This is a genomic window from Fusibacter paucivorans (assembly GCF_018390735.1).
GTDB lineage: Bacteria > Bacillota > Clostridia > Peptostreptococcales > Acidaminobacteraceae > Fusibacter > Fusibacter paucivorans.
In genome coordinates this window covers 67,743-89,416 of the sequence record NZ_JAHBCL010000019.1, presented here as the reverse complement: position 1 = coordinate 89,416, position 21,674 = coordinate 67,743, and the positions used below count along the sequence as shown (strand labels likewise).

The following is a 21,674-nucleotide window of genomic DNA, read 5'->3' as shown; positions in this document are numbered from 1 at the left end:
TGTACGTATTTATTCAATCGCTACCAAATTAAACTTGTAAACGCCTTCAATTGCTTTTAACTCACCGGTCAATGCAGTGAATGACGTTGAGATTTCTGAGATGTCGATGGTAATGGTAACGTTTGCCTTCCGATCAATTGGCGTACTCTGGCTTATGGTTAAAATATTGCCGTTGTAAAGTGCGACGCGATCCAAGACTTTTGAAAGAATACCGGAGTGATGATCCAAACTCATGGAAATGGTTGCCTTTTTCCCGATAACCCCATCAGCGAGGGTGAACACGTAATCATTGTACTTGTAGAAAGTGCTTCTGCTGATGCCGACCATTTTTGTCGCCTCTGAAACGGAATTGACTTTGCCATCTTTGATAAGTTCCTTCGCTTCGACGACTTTTAGGAAGACATCCGGCAAAACATCAATATGAATGAGTAAAAATTTGCCTTTATCCATGTTTACCTCCCTGTATTCCATACGCGTACATTTGTACGCTTTAGAAAGATGTTAAAGGGATTATAACACAATGGAATTTAGTATTCAACACGATTAGCTAAAAATGCTTTGTTTTTATTTATGAACTTGCATAATTTTACTCAATTTGGTTATATATTAATGTAAAATTTATTGATTGATGGAGGCATTTAAATGAAACCGTATATTAAACCGGATATGAAATTTAAAATAACACCTGAAGGAACTATATCAGGTACAGAACTATCAGAAATGAAATTCATCCTCTATGTCTATCCAAAGGACAATACGTCGGCTTGTACGCTAGAGGCCAACGAGTTTGCGGATGTCTATGAAGCATTTAAAAACCTTGGTTATGAAATTTTTGGCATTAGCAAAGATACCCTGTCATCCCATTTGAAATTTAAAGCTAAATATGAACTGCCTTTTGAGTTAATTTCAGACACAGAAAAAGAACTGCTGAATGCGCTAGGCGTCATGAAAGAAAAGAAAATGTACGGCAAAACAGTGATGGGAACGGTTCGCTCGACTTTCGTATTCGATAAGGGGTTAAAAATGATTGCAGAGTACCGTGACATTAAAGCACCCGGACATGCTGAAACCGTCCTTGAAGCAGTGAAAGCTTTCTCTGCATAAACATTGAATAACACACGGATAAAATATTGATAAAATCATGCAATTGATCATTAGATACACTATTTTATGCATTCACAGTATTTAATTAAGCTATTGCGGTGCCTTGCTTGACACAGATTATTCAGATGCTTATAATTGACGTAGATAAAATAGCTGAGAGCTATCAGAGTAAAAGTTGAAGATTTCAATGTCGGTGCTTAGTAAAAGCTAAGAGGGAAAGAGGTTAGAATCCTCTGCAGCCCCCGCTACTGTAAATAGTGATGAAATCCACATGTCCACTGAATGATCGGGAAGGATGGAGAGTAAAGGGATCTATGAGCCAGGAAACCTGCCGTCATTGTTTAAGACGACTTCGGTGGGAGGTTTGTGATTAGAAATGAAAATATTTCGGCACATGCGTTTGCATGTGCTTTTTTATTACAAGAAGATTTGAGCCGAAAGATTTTCGCGGATGCTTCAACCGCGAAAATAGTAAGCGAAAATCGGTTTAACGCGTCGCATCGGAGCGGAAAATCTTGTAAAAAGAAGATTTGAGCCGAAAGATTTTCGCGGATGTTCCAACTGCGAAAATGGCAAGCGAAAATCGGTTTAGCGCGCCGAAGCGGAGCGAGAAATCTTGTAAAAAGAAGATTTGAGCCCCCCAATAGTCCGCAGAATGGGGGACATATTAAAATTGAGAAAATAAAAGAGAAAAAAAGAGGGGAAAGCGATGGCAAAGCGAATTATGTTTCAAGGAACTGGCTCGACAGTCGGGAAAAGTTTGACGGTGGCAGCAATGTGCCGTATTTTAAAGGATATGGGCTATAGCGTAGCGCCTTTTAAATCACAAAATATGGCGCTTAATTCTTTTATTACAAAAGACGGCAAAGAAATGGGGCGCGCACAAGTTGTTCAGGCTGAAGCAGCGCGGATTGAACCACATGTTTATATGAATCCCATTTTGCTGAAACCGACGAGTTATGTCGGCAGTCAAGTGATTTTAAACGGCGAAGTATACCGCAATATGAAGGCTGCTGAATATTTCACCAAGAAAGACTTTTTAATACCGCACATTAAGACGGCATTTAATGCGCTGAATGCAGAATATGATGTCATTGTCATAGAGGGGGCAGGTTCTCCGGCGGAAATCAACTTAAGAAGTCGCGACATTGTCAATATGGGATTGGCAGAAATGGTGGATACAGATGTTATTCTCATTGGCGATGTGGATAAGGGCGGCGTGTTTGCTTCATTATATGGTACCGTGAAACTGCTTTCCGAATCAGAGCAAAAACGTATCAAAGGATTTTTAATTAATAAATTTAGAGGTGATGTCAGCTTATTGATGCCTGGTGTCGAAATGCTCGAAGAGAAGATTGGCATTCCGTGTGTAGGGGTTATTCCCTATATTGAAAAGCTTAAAATAGATGATGAGGACAGTGTTACAGAGCGATTTGGCAAAAAGCGCAATGCAGCACTGACAATTGGCGTTGTAAAACTTCCTTATATGTCTAACTTTTCGGATTTTACCGTTTTTGACATGGAAGATGACGTCAATCTTATTTATGTGGATGATTTAGAAGCGATGCGTACATGTGATGCATTGATTATACCGGGCAGCAAGAATACGATTTATGATATGCTTTCTTTAAGCAAGTCCGGCATAGATGCAGGCATTAAAGCATTTCATCAAACGGGTAAACCGATTATTGGTATTTGCGGCGGTTACCAAATATTGGGAAGAAAAATTTCCGATCCATTTGAAGTAGAATCCATCGACCCAACCATTGATGGATTAGGGTTGCTGGATGTTGTAACAGAAATGGCAAAGGAGAAGAAAACGGTACAAAATGAAGGAGTCATTAAAAACGGGCTAGCGTCCTATAAAGCATTAAAGGTAGGCGGTTATGAAATTCATATGGGGGAATCTAAGCGACTGAATGAATTGACAGTACCATTTATTCAGACTTTGGACGGTCATGAGGATGGTGCCGTCAATTCTGCTAAAACAGTTTTCGGTACTTATTTTCACGGTATTTTTGACAATGACGCTTTTCGACGCGCTTTTATTAATACCCTTAGAGAACAAAAAGGATTGGCACCATTAGCAGAATCGGTCGACTTTGCAGCCGCAAAAAATGCAGAGTACGATCGTTTGGCAAAACATGTAAAAGACAATCTCAATATGGATCAAATGATGCAGATTTTGGAAGAATCGAGGACAAATGCGTGTTAAAGTGGATATTGCTTGCAATACTGCTGGACTGGCTAATTGGTGATCCACCAACATGGCCGCATCCTGTTAGAGCCTTTGGATGGTGGATTAGAACACTTGAGAAACATGTGAGAAAGCGCTTTAAAAACTTATATATCGGCGGGGGCGTATTATGGTTCATGGCAGTTGCTGTGCCAATGGTGATTTTATACGGACTTTCAATAAGTTTACCGCCGTTGTTATGGACGATTGTATCGGTTTACCTCATGTTTGCCAGCTTAGCGGCAAAGTGTCTAAAAGACGAAGCTTATAAGGTAAAAAAACTGCTTGATCATAATGCACTTGATCAATCACAAAAAGAACTTGGTTACCTAGTAGGTCGCGATACGGCTAATTTAACAAAGCCACAGGTATTGCGCGGTATAATTGAAACGGTATCTGAGAATACAGTTGACGGAATCTTAGCACCGCTTTTTTATATGCTGATCGGGGCGCCATTAGGGCTATCTGTCTATTTTGCAGTCGCATACAAAGTGATCAATACACTTGATTCGACCATTGGCTATATGCAGAAACCTTATAAAGAAATCGGTTATGTTTCCGCGAAGATCGATGATCTGGCCAATTATATTCCCGCTAGACTTGGTGCATTGTTTATGCTGATAGCCGGCGGTTTGATGGGACAAAACTTTCATAATGGATGGCACATTTTAAAGCGGGATTGCCGAAATCATAAAAGTCCGAATTGTGGCTTTCCAGAAGCGGTTACAGCAGGATTGCTGACGGTTCAACTCGGTGGTACAAATACGTATTTTGGGGAAGTTGTCGTTAAACCAACGATTGGCGATTCGTTAAAAGAATTGGAGACAGTTGATATTGACAAATGTATTCACGTCATGTACGTTGCCGAGGGCTTATTGATGCTTTTCGCGATTATGGTAAACTTATTATAAAAGAATAAAGAGCATTTAGGGGGGAATATGAATTTTCACGGTGGCTATCATGGCGATGAATCATTGATTGACTTTAGTGTGAATATACCGCCAACCGTTTATGACGCCTCTTTTCAAAAGTTGCTGATTGAACATATTGACGATCTTATCAAGTATCCTGAATTGAGTGGTGAAGCAACAAAAATAAAAATGGCAAAAGTACTTGGCTATGATATGAAACAACTAATCCTTGGAAACGGTGCAACAGAGCTCATATACCTCTATGCGCGTACGGTACCGATTCGAAATGCGATGATCCTAGAGCCGACTTTTACAGAGTACAAGCGCGCACTTATGACACATGGCATTCCAGTGATCAGCTATCCGCTTAGTTTAGAAGCACCTGAGTCGATAAATGTACCTAAAATTGCCGATTTTATTAATGAAAATGACATTGACTTGCTGGTTTTATGCAATCCCAACAATCCGACGGGACACTTGTATGCACCGGAAGACATCGAAGCGATTATTAAAAGCGTTGGACGACATGATTTTAAACTGTTTATTGATGAATCATTTATTGATTTTGTCGACGAGACCTATCAGCAGCGCAATGCGGATCAAATGAAGCAGTTACTATCAGATTATCCTGTTTTTCTATTGAGGTCGATGACGAAAACTTATGCTGTTCCAGGTTTAAGAATCGGTTACGGCATTGGCAATCAGGCTATTATTGAATCGCTGTACGGCTATAAAGAGCCTTGGAGTTTAAATACATTTGCATTAATTAGTATTCCGTATTTTCTAGAGCATTCTGACCATAGAAGCCAGATAAATACATGGTGTGAAATTGAAAATCAATTTGTAGCGGCGGCTATGGCAAGTTTTGAGGCGGCTGGTAAAATCCGTTTATATCGAGGATGCGCAAATTTTCATTTGATTGAAGTGAAAGCAGTTGATGGGGAAGTTTTCTTTCAACGGATGTTGGACAAAGGTATATTTTTGAGAACGTGCAATGATTTTGAAGGGCTAGGTAAACATTACTTTAGAATTGCGCTTAGGACGCGAGCTGAAAATCAACAGATGTTAGATGCCATGGCAAAGGCATTGGAGGTATAAAATGATTATTTATATAACTGGAGGTGCAAGAAGCGGCAAAAGTCGATTTGCAGAAGCGAAAGTTGCATCACTTGGTGAAAAAGTTGCATACATTGCAACGGCGATCCCCTTTGATGATGGGATGAAGGATCGTATTGCGAAACATCAAAGTCAGCGTCCTGCTTCATGGCAAACCATTGAACAATATAAGCACTTTGAGACACTTATAGATAAAAATGCATTTCTGGAAGCCAATGCGCTTATTTTTGACTGTGCGACGGTTATGATTACGAATATCATGATGGATAGCGGTCTAGATTTTGATACCGTTGCGGTTGAAACGGTAAACGCGTTGGAACGCGAGATTGCCAAGGAAGTTGAACAGCTTTTAAAGATTTGCCGTGAAGAGAACAAGCAATTGGTAATCGTCTCCAATGAAGTTGGACTTGGACTTGTTCCATCTTATCGAATGGGCAATTTTTTCAGGGATATTCAAGGACGCATTAATCAGCTTCTGGCAAGTGAGGCAGATGAGGTACATTTTGTTGTATCCGGGATACCACTGCAAATTAAATAATGAAAATTGACAGCAGCGATATGATGGCTGCATAAAAATTATTTGGTTAGATGATCGTGAATGAAAGAGAGTGACAATGAGAGCATTTTTATTGAATATTTCGTTTTTTACAAGGCTGCCGGTGGCAAAATTAGCGCCGTATACTGATGAGCGATACCGTGAAAGTGTTAAATATTTTCCGTTTGTGGGGTTGATTATCGGCGCGTTATCAGGACTTCCGCTGTACGTTTCCAATCATTTTATATCGCTTCCGCCAGCCTATACGGCCGTGCTGAGTATTCTATTGTATCTTTTAATATCCGGTGGGATCCATTTAGATGGTTTTGCTGATTCGCTCGATGGTCTGCTCAGTGGTCGAACGGGGGAACGCGTTTTTGAAATCATGAAGGATTCGAGGATGGGTGCATTTGGCACAATTGGCTTGTGCTTATATTTTATGGTCTTTTATACGTTTGTTCAAAATATGTCATTTGCAGCTTTTCTGATGATGCCATATATCGGCAAATTGGCTGCGACAGCAGTTGCGGGCTTTTCAAAATATCCGCAGGGCAAAACGGGGATGGGTAAAATATTTTTAGATGTCAACACCCCCATCAAAAGCGTCTTACAACTGTTGCTTGGCAGTGTCATCGCTTATTTTGCGGCGAGTATTTCAGCACTACTGGCATTGTGGCTCGTTGTATTAAGCGCTTTTTTATCCAGACGATGGCATTATCGCATGATCGGTGGCCTTTCGGGTGACTCCATTGGTTTTATTGTTGAATCTAGCCAACTGGTTTACCTCGTGGCTTATCAAATAATCTATCGGCTAGTTGTATGATAGTGGTTTTACATGGGGAATAACAGTTAATAAACGATTTTGAGGAGATTTTTATGCAGAAAGCATTAGCGATTGGTGGTGCATCTAGCGGCTCGGGAAAGACGACATTTTCTATTGGCCTCATGAATGCACTGATAAAACGCGGAATTGATGTAGCGCCGTTTAAAGTGGGGCCTGATTATATTGATCCAATGTTTCATAGACATGTCACAAAGAAAAAGGCGTATAATCTACCCGTATGGATGCTGGATGATATGACGACGGCCTATCTATTTGAGAAACGGATGGCGGCTGAATCATTTGCGATTGTAGAAGGTGTTATGGGCTATTATGATGGCCATAAAACCGACAGTTTTGCAGGCAGTACGGCACATGTGGCAGCATTGTTAAATATCCCTGCCATTATTATTTTTGATGCCAGCAGCATGTCGCTAAGTGCAGCGGCGATTGTTCATGGCTTCTCGACGTTTAAAGCGAACAGCATGATCAAAGGGGTTGTCTTAAATAACGTTGCGTCAGAAATGCATTATCAAATGCTAAAACAAGGGATTGAACATTTTACGGAGATTAAGTGTTACGGGTATTTAAAAAAGGACGAACGTGTAAAGTTGGGCAGCAGGCATCTAGGGCTCTTGCAGGCAGAAGAGATTGACGATTTAGATGAAAAAGTTGATTATATCAGCGAACAGATAGAGGCGACGGTAAATGTTGATGCAATCATTGAAGATTTTGTCTATGAATCGCCTAAACCGGATTATAGTGTTTTGTATGCATCTGAAGCCGTATCCCAAAGCAGTTTCGATGATGCATCAAAAGAGACGCTAACGGCTTCTGCAAAGCAAGACACAGAATGTTCTTATCGAAAGAAGAAAGCAGAAATTGACTTAAAATTGGAATCAATGAAAAAGCGTATTGCAGCAATGGATGGATTAACGGTTGGCATTGCAATGGATAAATCTTTTTCTTTCTATTATGATGAGAATGTTGAAACATTAAAAGAGCTGGGGATAACGCTAGTCCCAATATCCCCAATAAAAGACAGTGAGATACCCGATAACTGTGACGGCCTTTATATTGGCGGCGGTTACCCTGAAGTGTTTGCAAAAGAGCTTGAAATGAATGCCTCATTTAGAAAGGCATTGAAGACAGCACTTGGAAGCGGCATGCCATGCTATGCAGAATGTGGGGGACTCATGTATTTAACAGCGTGTATTGATAATGGAAAAAATACGTACGACGCTGTCGGATTTTTCCCTGCAAAATCAGAAATGACTAATAAGCTGCAGCGCTTTGGCCTTATCAATGTTACCATGAAAGATTTTATGTCTTGTACACTTACCTTTAGAGCACACGAATTTCATAAGTCGCTCATTACAGATGACGAACCGATTGATAAGAAATATCATATCGTAAAGGGATCTCGATCGTGGACGTGCGGTTACCAAAAGGAGCATACGTTGGGAACCTATGCACACCAGCATTTTTATAGCAATTTAGATTTTTTGTCTTTACTCATTGATTTGTGGGGTATAAACAAACCTATTAATCAATAGGAGGAACATATGACATACTTTTTATCATTATCACCTGTTCTGCAAGCGCTGATCGGAACGCTTTTTACTTGGTTTGTCACGGCTCTTGGTGCGGCAATGGTTTTTCTGTTCAAAAAGATTAACCGAACTGTGCTGGATATGATGCTGGGCTTTGCAGCTGGCGTTATGATTGCAGCCAGTTTTTGGTCACTGCTAAATCCTGCTATTGCAATGGCGGAAAGCAGCGGCATGACGCCGTGGGTTCCCGCAGTCGTCGGTTTTTTAGGCGGTGGCATCTTCTTATTTGCGATTGATAAGATATTGCCGCATCTTCATAATGGTTTCGATATGTCAGAGGCGGAGGGGATCAAGACGAGCTGGCAGCGCAGTGTTTTACTGGTCTTGGCAATTACGCTTCATAACATTCCGGAAGGGTTGGCAGTTGGGGTAGCCTTTGGTGCTGTTGCAGCCAATTTACCTGAGGCAACCATTGGTGCTGCCATTGCTTTAGCACTTGGGATTGGCATTCAAAATTTTCCGGAGGGAGCAGCTGTCTCGATTCCGCTCAGGCGTGAGGGGTTCAGTCGTACGAAAGCATTCCTGTATGGTCAGGCATCGGGAATCGTCGAACCAATTGCAGGTGTAATTGGCGCTTTTTTAGTCATTAAAATGCAAACGCTTTTACCATATGCGCTTTCTTTTGCAGCAGGTGCTATGATTTTTGTCGTCGTTGAAGAGCTTATCCCAGAATCACAGCGTGAAAAGAATACCGATTTAGCAACCTTAGGTGCAATGGCAGGTTTTGCATTAATGATGCTGCTCGATGTAGCGCTCGGCTAAATCATACCGAACAGCCATCACACAGTTTGTATTTTCTGTATGCTAAAGGATAACTTGTTTGATGGTAATCTATTGAAAAGTTACGATAATATAATGATATAGGATATTATCAATAAAACGGTGACATGTGCCCATTAAGATGGGTTGTCATTGTATTATTGATTTTGACATGCGATGCTCAATGAACTTTTTTATTCATAGGCGTCGCTTTTCTATTTATATCAAAACGAGATTGATAGTACACCTATGTTTTCATCATGATACAAGGGAAAATTAAGTGTATAACGATAATAATCTGAAAAAGGAGTTTAACAATGAAATTATCTTCAATTTATTATCGAAGTATAAAAAATCCTGATACAGCAACAGCAGACCCCGTGATGCAATGGCTTATTCAGACTGGAATGATTAAGCACGATCGAATGATGGGGACGATTGTAACGCCATTTGGAGATTTATTTGTGGATGCATATGGCAAACAAATCGAATTGATGTTAAAAGGCATTGCTGAAATGCCATGCATCATTACACCTTATATGAAGTCAGAAACAGTAGAAGCGCTTTTTAGCGATGTTTTTGAATTATTTAAATTTGATTATAAATCCTATAAAACGTTACCCGCAGTGCTTCAAATGATGCCTAAAAAAACGACGGATGCCTTTGCACAGAAGTTGTGTCAGCTGTATTTGTCTGAAGACGCAAACAGCAGTAAAATCACACGGGAAACGCTAGAAAGAAAACTAGCGACATTGACGTCACAACGGCTGTATAAAAGTACATATGGCAGCATTCAAACAGCTTATATAGAAGATCAGGCATCCGCAACACCACTGATCGTCTGTCCAAATTGTGGCTATGGCGCTGATCTTATGCTGGCGGCAATGCCGCAACAGGCCATTGATGAAACAGCCGTTATTACAGAAAAGAAAATTCAGAATGAAGTCGAAGTTTATACGCCTGAAATAAAGACAATTGATGCATTATGTGACTATTTAAAAGTGGAATCTAAAACGGTTTTAAAGGCCATTGCGCTGATGCGTTCAGATGGTAAACCCGTAGTGGTTATTATAGCGGGCAACCGTACGTTGAGTCTGCCGAAACTTTCACGGCTGACAAAGCAGAAATATCGTATGGCGACTGATTTGGAAATTGAAGAGGTGTTTGATGCAGTTGCAGGATTTGTCGGTCCAATTGGCCTTGCGGCATCTTGTCAAATTATTTGGGATCATTCTGCCTTAGGCATAAAAGATGGTGTATGCGGTGCGAATAGACGTGATTATCACTATGCGCATGTCACTGTAGATGAAAGTCGTTTTAATATTGAAAAGTATGTTGATGTTGCCGCCTATGAGGAAGGCAATGCATGCCCTATTTGTGGTTTTGACATGACGGTGACAAAGGGCGATATTCTATATGAACTATATGATTATGGCGAAACACTGTCAGAAAGCCACCGTGCAAACTTTTTAGATGCTTATGGTAAAGCTAAAAAGCATCATATCTTTGGTATTTCAATTGAAGTGATTAATGGTCTAAAGAGTGTTGTTCGTCATCATTTGGATGTAGAAAAGACAAGAAAGAATGATGTGGAAAATGCTGATGATGGGGAAATTACCAATGAATGCATTACGGACGCAAATACGAGGGCACAATCAAATGTCATAACAATTGATGCGCTGGCACCTTTTGATGTATGGCTAATTATTATGAATACGAAAAAATCGGTACAGCAGCAGCTTGCAGATGCGATTTACCAAGCGCTTATTGAAAACGGTATCGCAGCCTTGTATGATGACCGTTCAGATAGCCCGGGAATAAAGTTCTTTGATGCAGAACGCTTTGCTGAAATCCCGAGAATTGTCGTGGGTAAAGCTGCAGGTGATGGCTTTTGCGATATACAGTTAAGAAATGAACGATTCGAACAAATGACGATTGCAGAGGTCATTCATTGGGTAAAGAGTCGATATAAACCTCTCAACCCATAATAGAAGGGCTCTGCGTCCTATATATTTATGAAAAATTAATATGTTTTGTCATGTTTTTCAGTTACACTGTTGAAATGGTCTGATATAATATATGAGAGGAAATTTATTGAAATTATAGAAATGAGGGATATCGTGTCAGAAAAGAAAAAAATTATCATCTTAGGTGGCGGGTATGCAGGCGTAAAAGCTGGAAAAACCTTGCACAAAGCGTTTAAAGACAATCCAGATGTCGAAATAACGCTCATTGATAAAAACACCTATCACACGTTGATGACAGAACTTCACGAAGTTGCCGGTCATCGAACAAGTCCTGATTCCATTCGCATTGATCTTAGGACTATTTTTAAGGGAAGAAGTGTTAAAGTTGTAACAGATACCATTACCAAGGTTGACTTCGAAACCAAGCAAATTGCATCTGAAAAGAAAACGTATGATTTTGATTATCTGCTTTTGGCTTGTGGATCAGATACCAATTCATTTGGTATTCCGGGTATCGAAGAACATGCCTTTACGCTTTGGTCTTATGATGATGCCATCACAATCAGACAGCATGTTGAATCGATGTTTCAAGCAGCAGCGATTGAAGAAGATGCGGATATCAGGAAAAAGCTTCTGACTTTTGCAGTTGTCGGCGGCGGTTTTACAGGTGTTGAGATGGCTGGTGAGTTAGGTGAGGCCAAAGAGCACTTGTCAGAAAAATACGGAATCGATAAAAGTGAAGTCAAGATTTATAACATTGAGGCGACGCCGCGTATTTTAAATACGCTGAAAGATGATCGCCAAGTTGAAAAAGTTGAATCGCGTTATCGAAAAATTGGTGTAGAACTCTTGAAAAATGCTGCGCTCGTCAAAGCCACTGAAGATGGCTTTGAACTCAAAGATGGTCGTTTTATTGAAACGAAGACGCTTATCTGGGGTGCTGGGATCAAAGTTAGCAATTTTATTGCAAAATTGGGTCTTGAAGCGGGCAGAGGCGGACGTGCTGTTGTCAATGAGTTTATGCAGTCGCCACAATACGATAATGTCTTTATAGCAGGAGATAATACGCACTATGAAGATAACGACGGCTTACTTCCGCAAATTGTCGAGGCTGCTGAACAGTCTGGGCATACAGCGGCTGAAAATATAATTGCTTCTATTAACGGTGCGCCAATGAAGTCGCATAAGCAGGTTTATCATGGCTTTATGGTATCCGTTGGCTCGCGATACTGCGTATCAGATAACAACGGACTGAAACTGTCAGGATTCTTCTCGATGCTTGTGAAGCATATGGTCAATTTTTATTATCTCTTTACAGTGAGTGGCCTTGCTCAGCTATGGGAGTATTTGAGACATGAATTCTTCCATACAAAAAATAATCGGTCGATTGTTGGCGGACATTTCTCCAAAGCATCTCCAAACTTCTGGATGGTTCCGTTTAGGGTCTATTTAGGGTTTATGTGGCTGTTTGAAGGGCTTCATAAGATTGATGAAGGCTGGTTGACCTCCGCTAAGATGATTGCTTCCGATGCGGTGACGCAGGCTAGCGAATGGACTGGTGGTGCAGCCGAAGGTGCGGCTGAAGGCGCAGCTGCTGTTCAGCCATTACTGAAAGAAGTCCCTGGCATTGTTCAATGGATGATTGATAAAATTATAGCACCAAATGCAATTCCGTTCCAAACGATCATGGTCTTTGCAGAAATTGCATTTGGCCTCATGCTGATCGCAGGATTGTTTACCTTTATTTCAGCGGTTGTGACAACAGGTATGACCGTTGCCATAACGCTGACAGGCATGTCTGATGCATCAATTCTCTGGTACTTCTTTGGTGGCATTGCCATTATCGCGGGTGCCGGCAGTACCTTTGGCTTGGATTACTATTTGTTGCCACCGCTAAAACGATGGTGGAAACAAACTGCTTTTGCACAGAAATCCTATTTGTATTTTCATTAGTTGAATGAAGGTGTTGTTTTGAATTTAAAATCGTATCTGATGTGTTCAGATACGATTTTTAACGATATTGAAGGTTGTTTATGAAAAAAGTTGATATTATAATTATTGCGGGCATACTCGTTGCGAGCCTTCTGGCATTTGTTGCCATTAGCCAGTTTCAAGCGCGCGCTTCTTCAGACTTGGAAGTTGTGATTAAACATCAGGGAACTGTGATTAAAACCATTCCCTTTAACCGTGATACAGATGAAGTATTCCAGTATGAAGCAGATGATGAGCGCAATGTTGTAACCGTCAAAAATGGTTTAGTCAGCATGACAGAAGCAAATTGCAGAGATCAAATTTGCGTTAAAACAGGTGAGATTTCAAAAGTAGGTGAAATCATCGTCTGTCTGCCGCATAAATTTACGGTTGAAATTGTTTCGAAAACACAAGCTGCTGAACTAGATAGTATTGCGGAGTGACTATGAATACGAATTACACGAAGACCCGAATGCTCGTCCTAATTTCAGTGCTTGTTGCACAGGGGATGATTTTAGGCTTTATCGAAAAGATGCTGCCAATGCCGTTTATTGTACCTGGCGCTAAATTGGGCTTAGCCAATATTGTTACACTGACAGCGATTTATCTGCTTAGTTTCAAACAATCGCTTTCGGTTGTCGTATTGCGCGTTCTCTTGTCAGCAGTGACTTTTGGTTCACTTTCGAGTTTTTTATACAGCCTTAGCGGCGGCATTTTAAGTTTACTGGTGATGGCGATGCTCTTTAAAGTGCTTGGCGATCGTATTAATCTGATTACAGTGAGCATTACAGGTGCTGTTGCCCATAATTTGGGACAGTTGCTGGTGGCATCAATTATCTTGGAGACGCCATATATTTTGACTTATTTACCGATTTTGATGGTTGTAGCCATTCCGACAGGTATTTTTGTGGGTATTGTCGCCAGATTTCTAATTACGTATCTAAAGCGAACGCGGTTTATTTCATAAATTTTGGAGTGAATCGCCGAATAACGTGAATTTTGGAGATATGAATGTCATACAATATAAATGAGGTATCCGATAGTGTTGCCTCGGAAATTGAAAAAGTAAAGAAACGCATAAAAGATCATTCGCAGGCAAAATTTCAGGAAGTACAGATCATCATCGATGCGATTTTAAAACTAAACGGCAAAATGTTAAGGCCTCAGTTTTTAATTGTTTCAGCAAATTTTGGTACTTATGAATCAGATCGAATGGTTAACCTAGCGAGTGCTATTGAATTGTTGCATATGGCGACACTCGTACACGACGACATTGTAGATGATGCTGAAATAAGGCGCAACCAGCAAAGTGTACAAAGCAAATTTGGGAAAGACATGGCTGTATACACTGGTGATTATTTACTTTCAAAGTCTCTTTCGGTTTTTAAGGCGAAGGATTATGATAATGAGAAAATTGCAAAACTGGCCAAAGTTATTGAACGAATTTGCGAGAGTGAGCTTTTGCAATATTTTAACCGTTATCATACCATGACGGTTCGAAATTATCTTCGCGTCATCTCAGGCAAAACCGCGGCGCTCTTTTCACTGAGTATGTACTTGGGTGCTGTCGAGAGTGGATGCAGTGAGACACTTGCGAATTCACTGGGTAAAATTGGTTATGAAATTGGCATTGCCTTTCAAATTATTGATGATATCTTAGATTTTTCGACGGATGCGGAGACTGTAGGCAAAACGGTACAGCATGATGTGAAAAATGGTTATTACACGTTGCCTGTCATTTATGCGTTTGAAGGGCAGCGCGTCACATTCAGCCAGTTGTCACCACTGGCTATAGGCATGCAGATTGAACAGCATGATGGTATTGAAAAATCGAGAATATTGGCTAGAAAATATACCGATAAGGCGTTTCAGCGCATTGATCGGCTGCCGGATGTTCCCTATAAATCACTACTCAGAAATATGGCTGAGAAAATGCTTGTCAGGGTTTACTAATAAAAAAGCAGTAAAATTATTAAAGAATTTTACTGCTTTTTCTATGCGATAAACTGCTGATAGCTGATAAAAGGATTCAATTGTCTTATCATCATCGTGTGAATGACTTTTTTAATGATCATGCGCGTGTTTTTTTACATGGAAATCATGAAAAAAGAGGCTGTTCAGTTTCCACGCTAAAAAGCGTTGTTAGAACAACCTCTGCTTATAAATTTGTTACATAACATCCATGACAACGATTTCCAGTGGCCCGTTAGGTGAATGAACATCGACTTTATCACCTTTTTTTCTACCCATCAGCGCTTCGCCAATAGGAGATTCGTTAGAAATTTTGCCTTCAAAAGGGTCCGATTCGATTTTGGTTACGATTTCAATCTCTTCAATATCATTGGTATCCGTGTACTTGATTTTAACTTTAGAATTGATCGTGATGGCGTCTTTATCATAAGCCTCAGCAACGAGCTCGTAACTTTCTAGAATTTCTTTGAGTTTAAGAATTTCTGTTTCATTATGAGATTGGGCTTCTCTCGCTGCATGGTATTCGGCGTTTTCTGACAAGTCGCCGAAGTCTCTGGCCACTTTAATTTCTTTAGATATATGATGACGTTTTTGAATGAGATCATCATACTCTTGCTGTAATTTTTTCAATGCAGCTTCTGTTAATAACGTTTTTTTCATAGAAACAACTCCCTCAAAAGATTTGACTTATTATATCTTATCAAATTGGAACGCCATTGTAAATTACAAATTATTTACATGTCAAAAAATGATGGAACATTTCATTTCACTCGTGAAGGGATAATGATAGAATAGTATTAAACACATCATGCAAAAGCGGGTATTTAGGAGAAAATATGTTTCGAAAAGCCGTAATGGGACTTATCTTATTATCTGTATTCTTAACTGCCTGTTCAAGAGATGACATGGCAGAACAACCCTATGATGAAGCTTTGACAGACTTTTTAACGCAATCGGAAATGGGTTATGTTGGCGATAATCACTATTATCATATTGCGACGGCAATTGAGAATCAGAAAACACACGCATGCTATACTCAAAAAATTTCAGGTGAGATACTGAATACAGATATTGGCAAGAGCAATGAAGATTTTACCTTTGAAATGACCTATGAGGTATATTCAGATCATATTAATCTGGTTACAGCGGGAAATCATTTAAATGAAAGTGATTACGATAAAATTGTCGCGTTGCAAAAGCCGCTCGCCAAAGATGCTGCATGGCAGTTTAAAGCAAATCGTGATGATTATCACAATATCAAAGTGACGGCAACCATTACTGCTTTATCGGAGGATCAAGTCACTGTACGATATGAAGATACAAAGGGTTATGAAGAAATTCGCGTATTGACGAAGGGCAAGGGGACAACAGATTTTTATAAGTATTATCAATATCAGACTGAGCGCGTCGTAACTGGTTATCATGAAGATCCCAGTTATGTGACAGAAGAAGGTATTCAAGTCAGTGCTTTTGACTTGATTGAGCCGATTGCAATTGATCAAGGTCTGCACGAACTCATTGTCAGCTATAATTTGGCTTGGGAACAGTTTGTGAAAAATGGGGATCAAGCGATTTATCAATATGTCGTCCCGGATTCTCCGGCTGCGGCCGCATTAGATTCGATTGGCAGTGACGGCATTGATATTGATTTTATTGCCTTTAAACCGACTGGTATCGAATTGACAGACGAAAAATGTACGTTGATGTTGACCGAAGCTTTTTTTGATCCGGAGGGTCAGATGATCCTTAACGACATGCACTATATACTAAAGAAAGTAGATGAAAAATGGCTTATTGATTCTTTTCAGCACCAGTAGGACATGGAAATCAAAGAATCTATGGATCAAAGCGCATACAAGAATGTTTCATTAATATTAAACAAAGGGAAGCTGCTAATGCGGATAGCGGCAATGGATGTTGAATGAAAAGAATTAAGCGAAATGTAATCATCATATCAATCTATAGTATCGTCTTTAGCCTATTGCTTTACAATGTCAGTCAGTTGGGGTACAACGGCAATCTGAAAAAAGAAGAAGTCGCTTTTATGAATATCCTCAATGCGCTGAACGAAAGGATTGAGGCAGCCAAGATGACGCAGAATATTCTGACGACGTCTTGTGAGAATGTGAAAGAAAACCAATTAATGCATTATAATGATAAACTGCCGCATTATGCGAATTTATCTTATTATCAATATGAGGAATTGATTTCACCTTACGCGAAAGCTAATCTTTCTATAAGCCGCATCAATTGGCTGATGACGCTTTATGATTCTGAAGGTCAGAAAGTTATTTCTGATCCGAATAATCTTATTGAGCACATTGTCATTGGAAGCCGCTACGGAAAGCCGGGAACGTTGGACAGTGGCGTCATCGCAATTGAAATCAATCTAAAGGGGCTGGTTGCAGATGTTGCGAAAGAGGCTTCCGTTGGTAGTGCGGGGATGATTGTATCTAATCCACAAGGCGAAATTTTATATTTTGAGAATTATCAAAATGCGCTAAAACCCAATATTGCTGAGTTATTTCCGAAGGGTCATGAAATTGCTTCTTCTTCTGAACAGATCAGTATTAAAAAAGTTATCTTTCAAGGAACGGCATTTCTTGTTTTTCAAAGGGAATTGAAGGAATCAGAGCTTGTGTTAACGTGTATTGTGCCATGGATTGATGTTTTTTATCAATGGCAGATCTATACCATTTTCATGGGATTACTCATGATTCTATTCATGATTATTTTGTACCATTATATTAAAAACGACAGTATCAATAAGGAAATCAAAGATGTCCTGCGAATTGCAGATCGATATATTGATGATAACAGTATTGAGGGATTAGCTGAGAATATGCGCTATAAAGACAACATGGCTGCATTTTTTGAAATCGAACTGCTTCCGATAGTGGAAGTACTTAGAATTCTCAATACATTTAATGATGAAATGTACGAAAAACACAAACAGCAACTCGGCGCCTATCTCAGTCAAAAGTCCGAAATGCTTTATGCCCATACCATTGGTGAAATCAATTATGATCGCGCTTGGCTTAAAAAGTTTGAAATCACTGAGATAACAGCAATGCTTTTCGATGTGATGACGGCGGTGGGGAATTATTACAACAAAGAAGTCGTTTTGGAAGACGTCGATGTTGTGCCGCAAACGATATACAGTTATCCAAATGCGATTTGGGTTGTTGTCATGAGTCTGTTTGAACACTTGATCCATTATCAGAACCAGTTTATTATTCGATTTAAAATGAGAGGTGAACTGGTATTTACTTTTAAGACAAATGGCGTTTTGCAGTATGATGACAGCAAGATTGAACGTATTCGGAGCGTCATACATGACAAATACAATGCTACTTTAAGTAAGTATGATGAGACACTGCATCTTGAGTGGCCATTTATTAAATACAATCATTTGCCGATGCAAATGGCGGATCGCTTTGACGAGATGACGCTTTCCGGTTATAAACTCAGCTATGCATCGGAACGAATTTTACGACTGATTGGAGAGCAGCTGCATTTTGAATTTGTACCGTATAGTGTCGATTCAGGTGAGCATCATCTAATACTCGTTGAAGCAGAAAAAATGTATCAACTGGCAGATGCTGAAATAGAAATGCTCAAACAATTACCAAACGTGGTGCTCATCTACATGGGACAGCATCACGATCATTGGTTGTGGTCAGAAAAGATTAATGCCGTCGGCATTCTGTCTCTGCCGCTAACGGTCGAGAAAGTGAGAAAGCTGCTCAATACACTTATGAACACTCTAAACACATCACAGAAGTCATCAGAATGAACAAAATCGCCATAGTCAGTTGGCTATGGCGATTTAGGAAAAGTGAATATTATTTATAGTGCTTACTTTGTTTCATTTTTGATAAAAACGTTGCCGTCGTACGCGACGCGGTTCCTACCGCCTTCTTTTGCTTTATAGAGGCCTTTGTCAGCTACCTCGAGGAGAGAGGTAAAAGCACGGCCGTCATAAGGATAGGTGGCAATTCCCAACGATATTGTAAATTTCGGTACAGATTTACTTTGAATGAGGCCTCGCATGCGCTCACATATTTCAAGAGCAGCCGGGGCATTGACATGCGGCATAATTAAAATGAATTCATCGCCGCCATAGCGCCCGAGCATATCAGTTTTGCGATTGCTGATCATAAACGTATAAGATAAAAATTTTAGACATTCATCACCGACAATATGCCCTTTTGTGTCATTAATACTTTTAAAGTGATCAATGTCAAAAATGGCAATTGAAAATATTTTAATCGCGGGATCACGGATTAGATTATTGATCTCGCTGGTGAGACCATGGCGATTAAGCGCTTTTGTCATTGGATCTTTTTGAGATTTTTCACGGATGTGCTCGATTTTATCTGCCATGACAGACGTTCTTTTTTTGGCTTCGAATTCAACCGTTCTTTCAAAACGATTTTCAAGTTCTTTTAAACGCGTTGAAACAGATGTTCTTAGAATTCTGTCGTGCTTAGTGTAGATGACGAGTTCTGCCAACTGGTGAAGGCAAAAGACGCCAGTGCCGACATTCAGCATATAGTAACCGCTGGAAAGAGACAAAATAAGTAATGCAATGAAGCCGATGACATTAATTTCAGAGAGATCACGGTCGATTTTTTTGTCGGACTGCCGCAATTGCAGGATAGAAAGTACGAGAAAAGCAGCTCCAAGCAAAATATTGATTGTATTCAGCCAAAAGATTGGCAGTTTGGATGCGATTTGGATACTGCCAAAGAAAACGGCAGTCTGTATGAGACCTGTTGCTACAGCTGAGAGATTAACGCCTTTTAAGGTCAGTAGGCGCATGATCGCGTAACCGAGGTAGAGAACCGCAATCATTAGTCTGAATGCATTGACGGAACTAATGAGCAGTGTCTGTGTCAGCACGTAGAGCAATGCCAGTGCAGGCATGAAATCAAGGCGATTATAGGATTGATCATTTGGTATGATGAAAGTATGCATAAAAAACGATATGCCGAAAAGCATTGCAGAAAGAATTAAAATAGCTTTTATCTCCATATTGCCCCCAGATTGATTATTTCTACTCAATATACTATAAGAAAATGCCTGATTTATCAATCTAATATTTTGACTTGAATTTTGGGGTGCGTTATAATCTATATGGGTATCCTATAGAAAACCTAATGAGGAGGCAACATGAAGCAAACCTTAATCAGAGCGTTATATCAAGACAATCCTACGCTTGTAGAAGAGACTATTAAGGTATCTGGGTGGATCAGAACGAGTCGAAGCAGCAAGAATTTCGGATTTATTGAACTGAATGATGGTACTTATTTTAAAAATTTGCAAGTTGTTTTTAATGATACATTATCGAATTTTGAAACAGTCTCAAAATTCGCTATTGCATCTGCAATACATGTTACCGGTAAATTGGTATTGACACCTGAAGCGAAACAGCCTTTTGAACTTTTAGCGGAAAGCATTGTACTCGAAGGTGCATCTACATCGGAATATCCGCTTCAAAAAAAACGACATACTTTGGAATACCTTCGAACGATTGCACACTTGCGGCCTAGAAGCAATACTTTTTCAGCCGTTTTTAGAGTGCGCTCAGTGGCGGCCTATGCGATTCATCGGTTTTTTCAAGAACAGGGATTCGTCTATGTTCATACCCCAATTATTACCGGCAGTGATGCAGAAGGCGCTGGTGAAATGTTCAGGGTCACAACGCTCGGTGTCAATGAGGTACCAACACTAGAAAATGGCAAACCTGATTTTACAGAGGATTTCTTCGGTAAGGAAACAAACCTCACCGTTAGCGGTCAGCTTGAGGGTGAGACGTTTGCGCTTGCTTTTAAGGATATTTATACATTCGGTCCGACTTTTAGGGCGGAGAACTCAAATACGAAGCGTCATGCCGCAGAATTTTGGATGATTGAACCGGAAATTGCATTTGCCGATTTAAATGATAATATGGACCTTGCTGAAGCAATGGTGAAATTCGTTATTCAATATGTCCTCGATCACTGCCCGGAAGAAATGAAGTTCTTTAATGAACGCATTGATAAAGGGATCATAGAACGTTTAGAGGCGCTCGTCAATGCCGATTTTGCACGCATAACGTATACGGAAGCTGTCGATGCGCTTGTGGCATCAGGTCAAACGTTTGAATACCCAGTATCATGGGGCGTTGATCTGCAGACTGAACATGAACGTTATTTAACGGAGTATATCTATAAGCGCCCCGTTTTTGTCATAAACTATCCCAAAGCCATTAAATCGTTCTATATGCGCTTGAACGATGATGGCAATACGGTAGCAGCGATGGATATGCTCGTACCGGGTGTTGGTGAACTCGTTGGCGGATCACAGCGTGAAGAAAGACTGGATGTACTCTTGGAGAGGATTAAAGAGATTGGGCTTTCAGAGGAAGATTACTGGTGGTATTTGGAACTTCGAAAATTTGGTACAGCCAAACACGCTGGCTACGGTTTGGGATTTGAACGATTGATTATGTACTTAACGGGTATCACCAATATTCGCGATGTCATTCCATTTCCTAGAACCGTCAAAAATGCAGAATTTTAAACGGATACAAAAGCGCGCAAGCGCTTTTTTTCTTGAAACAATCGGCAAATTGATCAGAAACACAATAACAGTCGCTAGAACATAAAAATCATATAAAAATAAGT

Annotated in this window: 19 protein-coding genes and 1 riboswitch; of the genes, 16 read left to right on the top strand and 3 right to left on the bottom strand. The window is 40.1% G+C overall.

The window, feature by feature from the left end; translation table 11 throughout:
• Positions 1 to 9: 9 nt before the first annotated feature.
• The gene (locus tag KHM83_RS11885; protein WP_213237243.1) at positions 10 to 450 is read right to left on the bottom strand and encodes an ACT domain-containing protein; all 441 of its coding nucleotides are present in this window, start codon (positions 448 to 450) and stop codon (positions 10 to 12) included.
• A gap of 192 nt (positions 451 to 642) precedes the next feature.
• Between KHM83_RS11885 and KHM83_RS11880 the strand changes: the two genes are divergently transcribed.
• The 13 genes from KHM83_RS11880 to KHM83_RS11820 all read left to right on the top strand — a co-directional run bounded on the left by KHM83_RS11880 (position 643) and on the right by KHM83_RS11820 (position 14,985).
• Entirely contained in the window at positions 643 to 1,104 is a 462-nt protein-coding gene (locus tag KHM83_RS11880) for a peroxiredoxin (protein WP_213237242.1), read from the top strand.
• A 174-nt stretch (positions 1,105 to 1,278) separates the two neighbouring features.
• Positions 1,279 to 1,454, top strand: a riboswitch (cobalamin riboswitch).
• Between the two features lie 359 nt (positions 1,455 to 1,813).
• Entirely contained in the window at positions 1,814 to 3,319 is a 1,506-nt protein-coding gene (locus KHM83_RS11875) for a cobyric acid synthase (protein WP_213237241.1), read from the top strand.
• A complete protein-coding gene (cbiB, locus tag KHM83_RS11870) occupies positions 3,313 to 4,251 on the top strand; it encodes an adenosylcobinamide-phosphate synthase CbiB (protein ID WP_213237240.1) in 939 nt (312 codons plus the stop codon). The genes KHM83_RS11875 and cbiB overlap by 7 nt, the downstream gene beginning before the upstream one ends.
• 27 nt (positions 4,252 to 4,278) lie before the next feature.
• On the top strand, positions 4,279 to 5,349 hold the full coding sequence (locus KHM83_RS11865; RefSeq protein ID WP_213237239.1) for a pyridoxal phosphate-dependent aminotransferase: 1,071 nt from the start codon (positions 4,279 to 4,281) through the stop codon (positions 5,347 to 5,349).
• A 1-nt stretch (position 5,350) separates the two neighbouring features.
• A complete protein-coding gene (gene cobU / locus KHM83_RS11860; protein WP_213237238.1) occupies positions 5,351 to 5,905 on the top strand; it encodes a bifunctional adenosylcobinamide kinase/adenosylcobinamide-phosphate guanylyltransferase in 555 nt (184 codons plus the stop codon).
• 76 nt (positions 5,906 to 5,981) lie between these two features.
• A complete protein-coding gene (gene cobS, locus KHM83_RS11855) occupies positions 5,982 to 6,725 on the top strand; it encodes an adenosylcobinamide-GDP ribazoletransferase (RefSeq protein WP_213237237.1) in 744 nt (247 codons plus the stop codon).
• Between the two features lie 53 nt (positions 6,726 to 6,778).
• Complete coding sequence (locus tag KHM83_RS11850; RefSeq protein WP_213237236.1) at positions 6,779 to 8,278, top strand: cobyrinate a,c-diamide synthase; 1,500 nt, start codon at positions 6,779 to 6,781, stop codon at positions 8,276 to 8,278.
• Between the two features lie 9 nt (positions 8,279 to 8,287).
• On the top strand, positions 8,288 to 9,097 hold the full coding sequence (locus KHM83_RS11845; protein ID WP_213237235.1) for a ZIP family metal transporter: 810 nt from the start codon (positions 8,288 to 8,290) through the stop codon (positions 9,095 to 9,097).
• Between the two features lie 314 nt (positions 9,098 to 9,411).
• Positions 9,412 to 11,082, top strand: a complete 1,671-nt coding sequence (locus tag KHM83_RS11840) for a YbaK/EbsC family protein (RefSeq protein WP_213237234.1) — start codon at positions 9,412 to 9,414, stop codon at positions 11,080 to 11,082.
• Between the two features lie 132 nt (positions 11,083 to 11,214).
• A complete protein-coding gene (locus KHM83_RS11835; protein WP_213237233.1) occupies positions 11,215 to 13,014 on the top strand; it encodes an FAD-dependent oxidoreductase in 1,800 nt (599 codons plus the stop codon).
• 80 nt (positions 13,015 to 13,094) lie between these two features.
• Positions 13,095 to 13,475 (top strand): NusG domain II-containing protein, encoded by a 381-nt coding sequence (locus tag KHM83_RS11830; RefSeq protein ID WP_213237232.1) that lies wholly within the window; start codon positions 13,095 to 13,097, stop codon positions 13,473 to 13,475.
• 2 nt (positions 13,476 to 13,477) lie between these two features.
• Positions 13,478 to 13,999: a Gx transporter family protein gene (locus tag KHM83_RS11825; protein WP_213237231.1), complete on the top strand. Its 522-nt coding sequence runs from the start codon at positions 13,478 to 13,480 to the stop codon at positions 13,997 to 13,999.
• A 44-nt stretch (positions 14,000 to 14,043) separates the two neighbouring features.
• Positions 14,044 to 14,985, top strand: coding sequence for a polyprenyl synthetase family protein (locus KHM83_RS11820; RefSeq protein WP_213237230.1), 942 nt, complete (start codon positions 14,044 to 14,046; stop codon positions 14,983 to 14,985).
• A 216-nt stretch (positions 14,986 to 15,201) separates the two neighbouring features.
• On the opposite strand, the gene greA is transcribed toward KHM83_RS11820, so the two are convergent.
• Positions 15,202 to 15,663 (bottom strand): transcription elongation factor GreA, encoded by a 462-nt coding sequence (gene greA / locus KHM83_RS11815; protein ID WP_213237229.1) that lies wholly within the window; start codon positions 15,661 to 15,663, stop codon positions 15,202 to 15,204.
• 176 nt (positions 15,664 to 15,839) lie between these two features.
• Here greA and KHM83_RS11810 point away from each other — a divergent pair, with 176 nt between their 5' ends.
• Both KHM83_RS11810 and KHM83_RS11805 read left to right on the top strand, forming a co-directional pair.
• Positions 15,840 to 16,820, top strand: a complete 981-nt coding sequence (locus tag KHM83_RS11810) for a hypothetical protein (protein ID WP_213237228.1) — start codon at positions 15,840 to 15,842, stop codon at positions 16,818 to 16,820.
• Between the two features lie 104 nt (positions 16,821 to 16,924).
• Positions 16,925 to 18,799, top strand: coding sequence for a hypothetical protein (locus KHM83_RS11805; protein WP_213237227.1), 1,875 nt, complete (start codon positions 16,925 to 16,927; stop codon positions 18,797 to 18,799).
• 62 nt (positions 18,800 to 18,861) lie between these two features.
• Here KHM83_RS11805 and KHM83_RS11800 read toward each other — a convergent pair whose 3' ends face one another.
• Entirely contained in the window at positions 18,862 to 20,040 is a 1,179-nt protein-coding gene (locus tag KHM83_RS11800; RefSeq protein ID WP_213237226.1) for a GGDEF domain-containing protein, read from the bottom strand.
• 138 nt (positions 20,041 to 20,178) lie between these two features.
• On the opposite strand from KHM83_RS11800, the gene asnS reads away from it, so the two are divergent.
• Complete coding sequence (gene asnS, locus KHM83_RS11795) at positions 20,179 to 21,570, top strand: asparagine--tRNA ligase (RefSeq protein ID WP_213237225.1); 1,392 nt, start codon at positions 20,179 to 20,181, stop codon at positions 21,568 to 21,570.
• Positions 21,571 to 21,674 lie beyond the last annotated feature (104 nt).